Consider the following 14,241-nt stretch of genomic DNA (forward strand, 5'->3'; position numbering starts at 1 on the left):
TTTTGATGCTCAGGAGAGTATAAATATGCTGAAAAATTATTTTCGAAAAGAGCGGATCTACCCTTGAAATGATCTGCTAAAACAACATTTGCGGATTGCCTAATTGAATGGGTGTTTTAATTTTTTAAGGTTCGATTACGCTTAGAACTTAATGAGTGATGTCTCAAATAACCCAAACCTAGAAATAATCTAACTATCTACAAATAACACAGCCTCCATTTGGAGGCTGTGTTATTTTAATCAGAAAAGAAACGGAACGTATTTCCCTGAGAATCAACTAAATTTACAAGGCAATTAAGCTGCATCTTTCTGCTTTGGGTGAACCATATTTTGCACAGCAAGCACAGAAGCTAAAACTTCATCAGAAAGCAATTGTTCTGCTCGAATCAACTCTAAAATACTTGCCCCAGTTTCATTGGCTTGCTTAGCGATACGCGTTGTCGTTTCATAACCTAAGTAAGGATTCAACACCGTAATAATACCAATCGAGTTGTCTACCAAAGCTTGGCAATGTTCTGCATTTGCACGAATATTTTGAATACATTTCTGCTCAAACATACGCATTGCTCTGCCTAACAAATCAATTGATTCAAACAATTTGAAAGCAATCAAAGGTTCCATCGCATTGAGCTGCAATTGACCTGCTTCAGCAGCGAGTGTAATTGCCAAATCATTTGCCATAATTTGATAACAAGCAAGATTCATTGCTTCTGGTATTACAGGGTTCACTTTACCTGGCATAATTGAACTGCCCGGTTGACGTGGCTCTAAATGAATTTCATTTAAACCAGCACGTGGACCACTCGACAACAAACGCAAATCATTTGAGATTTTTGAAAGTTTCGTAGCGGTACGTTTTAATAAGCTTGATAACAGAACAAAATCGCCCATATCCGAAGTCGCTTCAATTAAATCAGGCGCACTTGAAATGGTTTTATTGGTAATTTTAGATAAAGCTTGAATAGCAAGAATACGGTACTCAACTTCAGTATTAATACCAGTACCAATCGCAGTTCCGCCAAGATTCACCACACTTAAAGCGTCTGGCATAATTTGATTGATTTTTTTCAAATCATTTTGCAAAGTATGCGCAAATGCTGCAAATTCTTGACCTAAAGTCATCGGTACTGCATCTTGTAACTGAGTACGTCCCATTTTTAAAATATGAGAAAACTCATTTGATTTATTTTCAAAGCATTGAATTAAACTTTGGAAAGGCAGATTAAGTTGGTCTAAAGCAAACAATAAACCGATTTTTATTGCACTAGGGTAAACATCATTGGTTGATTGAGACATATTTACATCATTATTTGGATGCAAATATTGATATTCCCCTTTTGCATGCCCTAAATACTCTAATCCAATGTTCGCGACCACTTCATTGACATTCATATTGGTTGATGTACCCGCACCGCCTTGAATCATATCAATCGGAAACTGTTCATGATACAGGTCATTGTTCAGTTGCTGGCAAGCATGCTGAATTGCATTATATTTATTTTCTTCGAGCTTATTGAGTTTGAAATTGGCATCTGCACACGCAGCCTTAACCATTGCAAGTGCTTTAATAAAAACAGGAAAGTGACTTAATTTAGTTGAACTTAAGTTAAAGTTTTCTAATGCTCTTAGGGTTTGTACGCCATAATAACAATGAAATGGCACTTCTTTAAGTCCTAATAAATCCTTCTCAACTCGCGTTTTAATTTCAATGTTCATGTGCATTACAGCTCAATATAAGAATAAATTTATCTTAGGAAATGCTTTGAAAATTGGCTAATGTAAAAAAATATTTATGTATGCATTTTTTGCATATCACTTGTTATAATGCTGAGAGTGCAATGTAGAACGGCTAATCAATATGACCCTAGAAATTCGATGGATAGAAGATCTTTTGGCTTTAGATCAAGAAAAATCAATCTCTAAAGCTGCTGCGCTACGTCATGTTACCCAATCCGCTTTCACACGCAGAATACAGAATATTGAAGAAGCGCTTGGCTTTCAGATTTTAAAACGCTATAGCAAAAGCATTGATTTCACCGATGCAGGGCAAGTTTTACTCTCAACATCTAAAAACATTAAAAATCAAATGAATACCACCATCAACTATTTAGAAAAAAATATTAAAGACAATGAGTTATCGATTAAGTTTGCAGTATCCCACTCACTCATTACTCAATTTTTCCCTAAGTTTATTCAAAAACTATATAGCAATTATGATGATTTAAAATTAGAAATTATCGCCTCCAATTTACAGCAAGGGCTTTATTTATTAAAAGAAGGCTCTTGTGACTTTTTAATTTGTTATTGTGATCAAATCACTTTACAACAGTTGGACCCCAGTATTTTTAAATATCATAAAATTGTCAAAATGGAAGTCTTACCTGTCACAGCAACAATCAATCACCAACCCAAGTATTCATTTAGCCAAAACTTCCCTCTTTTGGCTTACAGCAAAAAAGCCTATTTGGGTAAATGTGTCGATAAAGTGATCGAAGGTAAATTAAATTACCGTACCTTGTATGAAACAGACAACGCCAGTGACTTAAAAGCTTTGGCTTTACAAGGCTTAGGTGTCGCATGGCTGCCAAGATTATTGATTGAAGAAGAGTTGAATGACAATAAGTTAAAGGTTTTGGAGGGTTATAGCTTCTTTCAGGATGTGTATATCGTCCGTAGCCATTTGATTTACTCAGAAAAAGTAAATTTTGTTTGGAATGCCTTGGTCTTAAATTAAGGCTTTTATTGTAAAGCCGTTAACTTATACATCCAATAAATTAACGGACTCCACTTGTACATCACTCATCAGGTTGCCTTGATCCAATAAGTGGTCAAAATACTGTTCTACAACTTTGGCTTGCTCAAGTGTACTTTCCACCTTATACATATTTTGACGAAACTCATTGCTTGAATGTAAGCCTTTGGTGTACCAAGCAATATGTTTTCGTGCGATACGGCAACCTGAATATTCCCCATAAAACTGATAAAGCTCAGACAAGTGACCAAGTAAAACATCTTTCACTTCTTGGATATTGGGAGCAGGCAAATGTTCACCCGTTTTTAAGTAATGGGCAATTTCACGAAAAATCCAAGGTCTTCCCTGTGCCGCACGACCAATCATCACCGCATCCGCACTGGTATAGTCCAACACATATTTGGCTTTTTCAGGGCTATCAATATCACCATTGGCAATCACGGGTATTGAAATCAACTGTTTAACTTCTTTGATCAAGTGATATCGTGCGGTATTTAAATACATATCTTCACGGGTACGACCATGCAAGGCTAAGGCAGCTATCCCTGCTTCTTCAGCACGTTTTGCCACACGGAGGATATTCTCTTGACCATTTAAATAGCCCAAACGGGTCTTTAAAGTGACAGGAACATCCACAGCATTGACCACTGCATCTAAAATTCGGGCAACTAAATCTTCATCTTGTAACAGTGCTGAGCCTGCTAACTTATTGCAGACTTTTTTCGCAGGACAGCCCATATTGATATCGACAATCTGAGCGCCATTTGAAACTTGGTAACGTGCAGCTTCAGCCAATTGTTCAGGTTCAGAACCTGCAATTTGGGCGGAAATGGGTGCTAATTCCCCATCAAAATTAGCACGATATAAACTTTTTTTGGTCATCCTTAAAGTCTGATCAGATGTCATCATTTCGCTGACCGCATGCCCGGCACCAAAGTACTTACATAGTGTTCTAAACGGACGATCAGTCACCCCTGCCATAGGGGCGACCCAAAGTTTCTTATCTATTGATTTATCAAACAATTCTTTAATGACGTTGTTTTGACTCAATTCTTATAACCTCTTTAAACTTCTTTGAATCGCCTCTTATTGACTTCTAGCAACCTTTTGTTGCACCCTATTTGCACCTTATAAAAATCATGGTGCAAATTACATGGGTACGGTCACTAAACGTCAATTAAAAGATGGCACTTTTCGCTACCGCGCTCAAGTTCGTGTTCAACGTGAAAATTATCCTACCTATGCAGCATCAAAAACATTCAGCAAAAAATCTTTAGCAGATGAATGGATAAAAAGAACTGAAGCTGAAATTGAATTAAACCCAGATAAAATGCTCAATCCTAAAGAAGAGTTGAAGCAGAAAACCTTAGCAGATTTAATTCTAAAATATTTAGAGGAAGCAGATAGTTTTGCGAGGACCAAGACTGGAGCACTTAACCACATTGCTAGTTTAGAGATTTCTGAGAAAAATATCTATTCATTAACACGGCAAGATTTTTCAGAACATGCAATTTCACGGCGTAAAGGAGATCCATTAAAAGGAATCGATGGAGTTGCACCAGCAACAGCCTTAAAAGATCTAAGCCATATTAAAGCTGTTTTAGTGCATGCGGAATATGTGTGGGGCGAACCACTTGAAAATGTCATTTCTGAATTTGATAAAGCTTTAATAGGACTTCGAAAATCAAGGATTGTCACTAAATCAAAAACTCGTGATCGTTTGCCTACAAGTGACGAGCTTCAAGCTCTTACCACTCATTTTTATAGAAATTGGAAGCGAAAGCGAAGATCTGTACCAATGCATTTAATTATGTGGTTTGCAATTTATTCAGGACGTCGAGAAGATGAAATTTGTTCTTTAAGACTTTCTGATTATGACCGTCATAATACTCAGTGGCTAGTAAGAGATGCCAAGCATCCTGACGGATCTGAGGGAAACCATAAGTATGCACATTTAGAACCCAAGGCAATTGAACTTGTTAATAAATTTTTAGATAAAGATACACGCACTAGGATGCTTGAACTAGGCGGTAATGAGCTTTTATTAATTCCTATGAATTCTGCAACTGTATCCACTTACTTTACTCGAGCTTGCTCACATTTGGGTATCGAAGATTTGCGTTTTCATGATATGCGTCATGAAGCTGCCACAAGGTATGCTGAAGAGGGTTTTTCAATTCCTAAGCTTCAAACTATTACATTGCATGAATCATGGAATACATTAAAGAGATATGTAAATTTTAAAAAACGTGGTGAGCATCGCTTAGATTATGCTGAAGCTATAAGCAACGCAGAGTCAGACTACAATAATCACTTTAAAGAATGGAATAAAAAACAGCGCAACATTGCTGAAATGGATACTTTCGAAGCGCATGACTTAAGCCAGAATAGTGAAATTGAAGTAAATTTTGAGTTCATTCATAATCAATTAATTGAGTTTATAGAGCATCATAAACAAAGCAAGTATTTCATCCGAAAACACGTGAAGAAATTACAGACTCAGCATCCTTTTTCTTGGAATAAAGAAAAGCAGGAGTTCTTCATTTCTGAAATTCAAATTGCATGGGAAGATTGGTTTGCAGAATATGGGAAAGTTAATTGGGATGAATTACCAAATGAAGCATCACATTTCAGCTTTAAAAATAATCGTGTTATCAGACTGTTTAAAAATCGTGTCTTAGAATTCGATTTTGAATTAAACGCTTGGTTAGATGTTTCGAATAACTATTATTTTGATGAGCACTATCATATAGAAAAATAGATAAAAAACTAAAACCATTATTTCTTTCTACTGCAATTAAGCTTATTGAATAATATTTATATTCAGGACATATTCATGGAACTTAAACAATTTATAAAAATTTTAGTTGGCTTGTTAATTTTTATAATCCTCATAGTTATATCTATTTTCTATATGCATTATCGCATTTACAACTGGGTTGAAAGTGCAGAAGCTTGGGGGCAATTTGGTGATTATATTGGTGGAACATTAAACCCAATTTTAACTTTTTGTAGTTTTTTAGCTTTACTTATAACTATCATCCTACAAAATAAACAACTTGATGTATCAACAAGAGAATTGCATAACACTAACATCACTCTTAATGATAGTAAAAGAGTGATGAGTGAACAACTTTTAACACAAAGTTTACAACAGTTTGATAGTATTTTCTTTGCAATGTTAAAAGATTTAAATACTGTTTTACTTGAGCTCGAAAACAAAGGTAATAATAATAAATCAATCTTAAGATCATTCCATGATGAAGTATTTGATACAGATACAATTAGTGACAGTTCAATTGAAAATGTGAATAAAAAAATTCTTTTGCAGCGAAATATTTCAAGATACTTTATGTTTTTATATCAGATACTTAAAATAGTTGACAATAGGCTAAATGAAAATAAAAATATCCCTAAGGAAAATAAGAAAAATTTGATAAAAATGTATAATAATATTCTTAGAGCTTCAGTATCAGAAGAGGCTATGCAATTGCTTATGATTAACTGCTTAAATGAGAGTTTTGAAGGTTTTAAAATTTTAATTGAGGAATCCAACTTTTTTGAACATACTTCTTTTAAAAAAGATAACAATTATATTCTAATACTGATTCATGCATCCCTATTGTATAAAAGTGAAGCATTCGATAAAAGTATATTTTTAAAAGAATTAGAATTATCTAACACATATAGAAAATATATTGTTAAACATAATATCACAACCAAAAAGGGATTATTAAATAATCTTTTTACGAATATAAGTACCAGTAGAAAACTACCACACACAGTAATCTCTAATAATCCAAAAATTGAGGGTTATTTTTGTTCATTAAAATTAGATAAATCTGATGTTCCAGTTGGATTACTTTTAGATTTAAATTTCAATCCTGATTCTTTTGGAAGATACAACAATCACATTAACTGGTTTACTAAAGGTCATGAATTTAGCAACCTAAAAACTATTTTTGGCTCAAACAAAATATATATTATAGATAATAATTCAAATAAAATAGTTATTAGTATTATTTTCCAAGAGGATTATGAATTATCTGTTGAGTTCAATGAAATTATCAACGAGCTATAGGATATTGATAAATGTGCTCAAACTATGAAATTCCCACCCGACAAGCTCTCAGCCTACTTGATGTCGAAGCTGATCAGTTAGATCTTGAATTAAATACGCATATTTATCCCGGTTACCATGCGCCTATCATTATAAAAAACTTTGATTTAGATTTCGGCAAGTTTGGGCTTTTGCCTGCTTGGGCAAAAGACTTTAAATTCAGCTCACATACTTATAATGCAAGAACTGAAACGGTTGCAGAGAAACCTAGCTTTCGCCACGCTTGGAAGTACAGTAAATTTTGCTTGGTACCCGTCCAAGAATTTTATGAACCTAAGTACATAGATGGCAAAGCACACTGGTACACAATCAAGCGCGAAGATGATCAGCCATTTACCGTCGCAGCAATTTATGATGATGCTGTAATTAAAGACTCAAAAGTCAGATCGTTTTCAATGCTTACAATTAATGCCGATGATCACCCTTTTATGAAACAGTTTCACGCACCAACCGACGAGAAAAGATCAATCATTGTAGTACCTGAAAAATATCGTAATGACTGGCTTAATGCTGATCACGAACATGCTCATGAATATTTCTTTGAACTCACAGACGAATATGTGACATTTTCACGTGACCATTCATCGGATGAGGCAAAACAAAGTGATCTTTTTTAAATCGGCTATGATTATCCACAACTTTTAAATTTGAAATTTTAAAACATACAAACTAAAATCTTGAATATGTAACGTAATCAAGTGGTGTTTCTATGAATATTAAATTGGATGATAGCTCATCAAAAGCTAAGTTGTTAAAGCTAAATGAAGCAAGTCTAGCCCACTTGAAGAACTCTAAAGTTATTAATATCAGACAACATTCTCTTAAACGTAAATGTTTATCTGATATATCTAGAGTTTCCTCGTTTCAAGCAATAACTAATGTTTCGATTCCACTAGTTTTAAATAAAATTGCTGCTGGTTTCCCTTCTCCTGCAGAGGACTATATAGACAAAACTGTCGATATGAATGATCTTCTGATCTCTAACAGAGATGCTACTTTTATTGTTCAAGTCGAATCGTTATCAATGAAAGATGTAGGAATTGAAGTTAACGATTACTTAATTGTTGATAGAAGCATTCGCTCTCAACATTATGATGTTGTTGTTGCATTCATTGATAATGAATTTACTGTCAAAAGAATGATGATTACGCAACGAATGTCTCATCAAGAATTGCTTGATATTTTTCAGAAGCAATATGATTTTAAAGATTTACCAGCAGTCTGGTTAAAACCTGAAAACATTGAGTATCAACCAATCCTCCCCAGATCAGAACAAGAACTTGTAATTTGGGGCGTTGTCACCAAAGTTATTAAGAACTTCAAATGAAGCATGAAGAAAAGATATTTGCACTTATTGATATTAATAATTGCTATGTCTCATGTGAACGTTTCTTTAATCCAAAACTGAATAATGTCCCAGTTATCGTGCTTTCAAACAATGACGGTTGCGCTGTTGCCCGAAGCAATGAAGCCAAGCAAATGGGTATTAAGATGGGGGTTCCTCTTTTTCAGATCAAAGATGTCGTAGAGAAAAACCATGTTCAAGTGCTTTCAAGCAATTACGCGATATATGCGGAAATGTCACGCCGATTTCACTCAATCTTAGCTGGGTATGTTGCTCCGCATGAGCAGGAAATCTATTCAATTGATGAATGCTTTCTGGACCTGACAAGCTTTAAACACAACTATGATTTGGTGGAATATTGCCAAGGTATGCGCGAACGTATTCAGGAGTGGATCGGTTTGCCTGTTTCTATTGGAATCGGTCGCAGTAAGACTGAAGCAAAAATCGCTAATCACATGGCTAAGAATGGAAAAAGATTTAATGGGGTGTGCAATCTTGCAACCATGGACCCGAAACACAGAGACTACTTCTGGTCATTAGTAGAGGTCGGTGAAGTATGGGGTGTGGGCAGAAAGCAAAATAAAAAGCTCAATGATATGGGGATTAAAACTGTTCTAGATCTATCGAAATCTAATCCCCCAATCATGGGTAAAATGTTCACTGTCTGCATGCAGAGAACAGTGTTAGAACTGCAAGGCATTTCATGTATGCCTATTGATGACCAACCGAAGCCTAAACAGCAAATAGTTGCCAGTCGTTCTTTTGGTGTAAAAATCACTGAGCTGCAGGACTTAAAAGAAGCGATGTCCAAGTATGTGCAAGATGCTGTTGGACGTTTGAGAAAAGAAAAACTATTGTGCGGTGTGATTACTGCTTTTGTTCAATCAAACCCTTTTGACGCTTCTGTGCCCTATTACAGCAAAGCTCAAACATACAAATTTGCAGAACCTACTGATTGTGTTTTAGATCTGGTTGAAGTCGCTTACTTGTTATTAGAGAGAATTTATAAGCCTGGTATCAAGTATAAGAAATGCGGTGTGTTTTATTCAGAGTTAATTCTGAAATCAAATCATATCTCTGACTTGCTTTCAGACCATCAAACTAGTATTAAGAATGAAAGCTTGATGCAGGTCTATGAAGAAATACAAACTAAGTTTGGTAAGGCTAAGATATCTGTAGGTCCATGTTATTTCAAAGATCGCAAGTGGTCCATGAGTCGGGATATGCTATCTAAGAATTATTTTACAAAGAGTGGGATGATAAAAGTTAAATGATGTTGAGTGTGGATGGGTTGTTGACTGTGGGTGATTAGCAAAACAAAATATATAAAATCATACTGAAATCGACTTATGAAATTTAGAATAGTAATTTTTCAAATATTAATTGCTAATATTTTAATAGCAATATTATTTACCTTTTTTTCTTGGATTTTAATTCACTTTCAGAATCCTACAGATTCTGTGAAAGAAGCACTAACCATATCAGTCTCATTTATGGGTGTGCTTGGGACTGTTTTTGCAGCTTTAGTTGCAATCCTATTATTTAATGACTGGAAAGAACCTGCAAAATATCAGACAGATAAAGAACAAGTAGAACCAGTCAAAAAACTTTTAGCTAAACTCAGGTTCGACCTGTCTCAGAAATTCGATATATTTAACTTTATTAAAAAAGTTGATGATTCAATGTACCGTAGTGAAGCATATTTTAACTTAAATATGAACGATTTCAGATCGGAAATTTTTGAAGTAATTTCAAATATTAAACACACTGAGGTTGATGAAATTTATAATATTTTTACAAACATTGATACTCATTACACTTTTATAAATATTCATTTCAAAATAATTCTTCAAAATTATAAAAAATTCTATGAAACCAATTCAGAAGAAGATCTTAATAATATTGTAAAAAGTACAAGTAGAGCAGTTGGTTTTTATAAAGATATTAAAAACTTAGGTAAAACAAACGATAATTTAATTAAATATGATGATTTATCAGAAATGATAGAATCATGTATTAAGGAAATTAATAAACTTGATGAAAAAATAATTAAATATCTTAAAGTTGGATAATTAAATTTTGTTAAGCCCTCACTGAGAGGGCTTTACTTTTCCCATCATTCAAAGCGAAAAATAAATTCATCATAAATATTGACTTTCTTTAATTTTTTTATATATTTAATTTAAAACAAATGATTAGCACTACACAATTCAAGTTTTCTTTTTTGTTTAGCCCAAATTACTCATCAAAGAAATGTGTTTAAATAGTATAATTGTGCTAATCAGTTCTTACGGTTTCAGGCAATTCCCTAAGTTTCAACAACATTAATTTGTTATTGGAGCTTTTTCTAATGAGAAAAGAAACCACTCAAGCTAAAAATTTATCTAGAAAATTCTTTAAATTCCTTTTTAAAGAGATCTTGCGAACAATTGTCATATATCTACTAAGGTTTTTATTTGAATGACCTTATTAATGCATCATTCAAAGCGCTACACTCATTGTATTTTGCAACTGTATCAATGATCCATAGCGTGATTTCTTTGCCCTGCCCTGACTCAAGTTTTAAGAGTTTGGGGCAAGGTATCAACTCAAACAAAGATAAAATAAACCCAATAAAAGTATTTCATAACTTGCGAAATTGTGCAAACTGATGTATTTTGCATATTATGAATACACTCATTGATACTTATCGTACGCCTGGACAAGCTATTTCTGCACTTTTGAATGAAAAGGGGTGGAATGGAAGGGTTTTATCTGGAATTTTACAGATTGATGAATCTGGTGTTAATCGCTTATTACAGGATAAAAAAGCGATTTCACCTGATTTAGCTCTTACGCTTGAAGATATTTTTAAAGTTCCTGCTGAGGAGTTTTTAATATTACAATCCAAATATGAAATTGCAAAAGCACGTATTAAACAAGTCCCTGACCCTCAACGAGAATACAGAGCTAAGCTTTTTGGTAGCCTACCTATTGCAGAAATGATTAATAGATCATGGTTGGATGTGGAAAACAAAAAAGACTTCACCAAAATTGAAGCTGAATTATTAAAACTTTTCAAAGCTTCATCTCTAGAAGAGATCCTAAAGCCTGTAACCCATAGTGCAAAAAAATCTTCTGAATATGATCAGACCACACCCGTTCAATCAGCATGGATTAATCATGTCCAGCGTATTGCTTTAGAAATGATTGTGCCTACTTATACTCAGAAAAAAGGTGAGGCTGCAGTTGAAAAACTTAAAACGTTACTTTTCTCACCAGAAGAAATAAGAAAAGTACCAGGTATTCTTGCTGAACACGGTATTCGATTAGTCATTGTTGAATCATTAAAAGGTTCAAAAATGGATGGTGTTTGTTTTTGGATTAATGATGGTTTATCCCCAGTTATTGGTATGTCTTTGAGATTTGATCGCATTGATAACTTTTGGTTTGTATTGCGTCATGAACTTGAACACGTGTTGCAAGGTCACGGTAAAGATTCTCCTAAGATTGATGTTGATTTAAAAGATGAACCTGATGCAGACATTGAAGAAACAATTGCTAATGAAGCGGCAGCGTATTTCGCGATATCTGAACAAAAGATGAAAAGTTTTATCGCTAGAAAACATCCATTTTTTAGCGAACTAGATATCATAGGTTTAGCTAATACAGTTAAAGTACATCCAGGTATCATCGCAGGAAAACTACAACATCATACTCAAAAATTCAATTTATTCAGAAAGCATCTGGTTCCTATTCGCTCAATAATTCTCCCTTACGCAACTAAAGATGGTTGGGGTGATGTATATCCACTTGAAAACTAGAGAGGTAAAACCAAGTGAATCAAAATCAAGCCTTCCAAGAAGCTATACGGCTTTATAAGAAGAAAACAGGAGTAACTGAAGTAGACCTAAAAGAAGTTGCAAAATTTGCAGTTACTAATTTAGGGATAAAGCTTCCAGAACCAGTTGATCCGTTCGATTTATTAGCAAAGAAAATTGCTGTGGCAGCTAGAGAAGAAACTAGGACTGACAAAGCAACTGGACGCCCTTATCGTGCAAATCATGCTGTGCCTAAACTTGGCTCACAACAATCTTTATGGATTGATATTGATGAAGCACCTAGACCATTAATGCAAAAATCTCTTATAAAACGAAGAGATGGGATTATTGGTGATGCTTTGCAGTTATCTTTAGATGCTGACCACTGGAACAGTATTAATTCATCAGAAGAGCCAATCAATATACCTTTAGATTTTGAGGAAGACGTTGAGGAAAGAAAGAACGCGACTAATCCTATATCAGCTGATACTGAGAATAAGACTTCTATATGAAAATGGTTTGGATTAGCTACCAACTAAACCAAACCATTAGGAATATAAAGTACTACCAATACTTTATATTGAATAGTCCTCTATCCGCTATTCACATATGAACAACTAAATAGAATCTTACTCTTAACAAGTTAATTCTATAGTAAGTTGGATTACGTTGTCCACACTCGCTGAAGTGATAGCCACCCTTATTTTTATGAGGTGCACTATGTACTCAGATGAAAAAGGCACGTTTATTTTACGATGGGCAATCACTAAAAATGGTCGTCGTATTGTAGCTAAAGTTAAGCCGTTCAAGATCTACATCACTAAAAATAAATAATTTTTTAACCAACCTAAGTTAGCTTGGGTTGGTTTTATTTTCTAGAAATTTAGTAAAATTTAAAACAAATTCACCTTACAAAAGAATGTATTTATTACATTAATTATCAGGCCATGACTCACTCAATTTTTCTGCATCAGCTGCGTGTCCATCAGCTTTTTCTGCCACTGCTCTATATTCAATGATGCAGCTTTCGAGTATGTCACCACTGGTATTGGTGTACTCAATAACGGTTTCTTTGGAGGCACTGGACAAGCGACTGCTTGCAATTTTGAGTTGCTTTGACATGCTGTTAGCATTGGACTGAGCAAGATCAACATCAGACTCAATTTGCTTAATTTTGGCATTGTAGTTTTGCTCCGCTTTTAACTGTTGTTCAGACCATTGTTTTTCTTTAAGTGCCGCTGAAGCTTTGGCTTGTTCAGCAAGTGCTTTAGCTTCAGCAACTTCTGTTTTGTATTTCGCATTCAATAACGTGTATTCACTTTTAAAGTGATTTACACGCCATGATTGAACACCTGCAGTTGTTATGGCTAACAATAAAAAAACCGCCATAACAATGATGACGGTTTCATAGAATTTCGATAAGAATGCTTGCATTACTGCACCCCCATACACTTGTTGTATCTTTCAAGTTGCCTTGTCCAAACACCATAGCAACCATTAGATCGGATCGAGCAATCACGCTTTGCAACGTATTTGTATTTCAGTAATGAAGCACAAGCTTGTTTGTATTGCCCTGCTTTAAGATTTCTGAGCATCGATGAGCCGTTCCAGTTGGATTGGCCAAAGTTGTATACAAAGTCCAAATAGACATCATATTCTGCCTGAGTAATCTTCACACCCTGCAATGATTTACGAAAAGCTACTTCATCTTTAGCGATATGAGCTTTGGCAATTTGCACAGCTCGTTCTTTGGTAATCGGTTTGTCTGTCATTTTGACTTTTGTGCCGTTTTCGTACTGAGTTGAACCTATACCGATTGTTGCTACTTTTGCACTATCTAAATAAGGCTTTGGCTCATAGCCCTCATACTTAATCAATGACGTAAAAAAAGCAGCCGAAGCTGCTAAACCAATTGCTATATATTTAATCTTGTTTGACATTGCATTTATCCTTTAAGCTTTCCAAATATGCTTTATGTTCAAGTTCATCACGTTTGTCTTTCTTACGCGCGTAATACCAGTTCATGATTAAGCCTGCAATCGCAATCAAAATACTGAACCAAAATGCTATATCCAATGAAGCGAACCAAGCCAAAGCACCGCCTGCACTGCCGCTATATGTAATAACTTTTCCAGCAACAACACCTGTTGAAGCTTCTACAATTTGTTGATTATCTGCCATTGATACCCCCGATATTTGGCAATAAAAAAGCACCCAATTGGGT

Annotated in this window: 14 protein-coding genes; 9 read left to right on the forward strand and 5 right to left on the reverse strand. The window is 34.7% G+C overall.

Annotated features, from left to right (window positions below; all coding sequences use genetic code 11):
- Nucleotides 1–294 precede the first annotated feature (294 nt).
- Nucleotides 295–1,716: an aspartate ammonia-lyase gene (locus TOL5_RS14305; protein WP_121774051.1), complete on the reverse strand. Its 1,422-nt coding sequence runs from the start codon at nt 1,714–1,716 to the stop codon at nt 295–297.
- A 142-nt stretch (nt 1,717–1,858) separates the two neighbouring features.
- Between TOL5_RS14305 and TOL5_RS14310 the strand changes: the two genes are divergently transcribed.
- Nucleotides 1,859–2,734, forward strand: a complete 876-nt coding sequence (locus tag TOL5_RS14310; RefSeq protein ID WP_005030042.1) for a LysR substrate-binding domain-containing protein — start codon at nt 1,859–1,861, stop codon at nt 2,732–2,734.
- 24 nt (nt 2,735–2,758) lie between these two features.
- Here TOL5_RS14310 and dusB read toward each other — a convergent pair whose 3' ends face one another.
- Complete coding sequence (gene dusB, locus TOL5_RS14315; RefSeq protein WP_265597120.1) at nt 2,759–3,775, reverse strand: tRNA dihydrouridine synthase DusB; 1,017 nt, start codon at nt 3,773–3,775, stop codon at nt 2,759–2,761.
- Nucleotides 3,776–3,905: 130 nt separating this feature from the next.
- Here dusB and TOL5_RS14320 point away from each other — a divergent pair, with 130 nt between their 5' ends.
- The 8 genes from TOL5_RS14320 to TOL5_RS14355 all read left to right on the forward strand — a co-directional run bounded on the left by TOL5_RS14320 (nt 3,906) and on the right by TOL5_RS14355 (nt 12,529).
- Nucleotides 3,906–5,513, forward strand: coding sequence for a tyrosine-type recombinase/integrase (locus tag TOL5_RS14320; protein WP_221260414.1), 1,608 nt, complete (start codon nt 3,906–3,908; stop codon nt 5,511–5,513).
- A 75-nt stretch (nt 5,514–5,588) separates the two neighbouring features.
- Nucleotides 5,589–6,833 (forward strand): putative phage abortive infection protein, encoded by a 1,245-nt coding sequence (locus TOL5_RS14325; protein WP_221260415.1) that lies wholly within the window; start codon nt 5,589–5,591, stop codon nt 6,831–6,833.
- Between the two features lie 11 nt (nt 6,834–6,844).
- Complete coding sequence (locus TOL5_RS14330) at nt 6,845–7,489, forward strand: SOS response-associated peptidase (protein WP_221260416.1); 645 nt, start codon at nt 6,845–6,847, stop codon at nt 7,487–7,489.
- Between the two features lie 92 nt (nt 7,490–7,581).
- Nucleotides 7,582–8,199 (forward strand): LexA family protein, encoded by a 618-nt coding sequence (locus TOL5_RS14335; protein WP_221260417.1) that lies wholly within the window; start codon nt 7,582–7,584, stop codon nt 8,197–8,199.
- A complete protein-coding gene (locus TOL5_RS14340; RefSeq protein WP_221260418.1) occupies nt 8,196–9,491 on the forward strand; it encodes a Y-family DNA polymerase in 1,296 nt (431 codons plus the stop codon). Before TOL5_RS14335 ends, TOL5_RS14340 begins: the two co-directional genes overlap by 4 nt.
- A 75-nt stretch (nt 9,492–9,566) precedes the next feature.
- Nucleotides 9,567–10,289: a hypothetical protein gene (locus TOL5_RS14345; RefSeq protein WP_221260419.1), complete on the forward strand. Its 723-nt coding sequence runs from the start codon at nt 9,567–9,569 to the stop codon at nt 10,287–10,289.
- A 594-nt stretch (nt 10,290–10,883) separates the two neighbouring features.
- A complete protein-coding gene (locus TOL5_RS14350; protein WP_221260420.1) occupies nt 10,884–12,020 on the forward strand; it encodes an ImmA/IrrE family metallo-endopeptidase in 1,137 nt (378 codons plus the stop codon).
- A 14-nt stretch (nt 12,021–12,034) separates the two neighbouring features.
- Nucleotides 12,035–12,529, forward strand: a complete 495-nt coding sequence (locus tag TOL5_RS14355) for a hypothetical protein (protein WP_221260421.1) — start codon at nt 12,035–12,037, stop codon at nt 12,527–12,529.
- A 421-nt stretch (nt 12,530–12,950) separates the two neighbouring features.
- Here TOL5_RS14355 and TOL5_RS14360 read toward each other — a convergent pair whose 3' ends face one another.
- The 3 genes from TOL5_RS14360 to TOL5_RS14370 are packed head-to-tail and all read right to left on the reverse strand — an operon-like array spanning nt 12,951 to nt 14,198.
- The gene (locus TOL5_RS14360) at nt 12,951–13,451 is read right to left on the reverse strand and encodes a hypothetical protein (protein ID WP_221260422.1); all 501 of its coding nucleotides are present in this window, start codon (nt 13,449–13,451) and stop codon (nt 12,951–12,953) included.
- Nucleotides 13,451–13,957 (reverse strand): lysozyme, encoded by a 507-nt coding sequence (locus tag TOL5_RS14365; protein WP_221260423.1) that lies wholly within the window; start codon nt 13,955–13,957, stop codon nt 13,451–13,453. The genes TOL5_RS14360 and TOL5_RS14365 overlap by 1 nt, the downstream gene beginning before the upstream one ends.
- Entirely contained in the window at nt 13,941–14,198 is a 258-nt protein-coding gene (locus TOL5_RS14370; protein ID WP_180644914.1) for a holin, read from the reverse strand. Before TOL5_RS14370 ends, TOL5_RS14365 begins: the two co-directional genes overlap by 17 nt.
- Nucleotides 14,199–14,241 lie beyond the last annotated feature (43 nt).

It is taken from the genome of Acinetobacter sp. Tol 5, assembly GCF_019702905.1.
In the GTDB taxonomy this organism is placed as follows: Bacteria; Pseudomonadota; Gammaproteobacteria; order Pseudomonadales; family Moraxellaceae; genus Acinetobacter; species Acinetobacter bereziniae.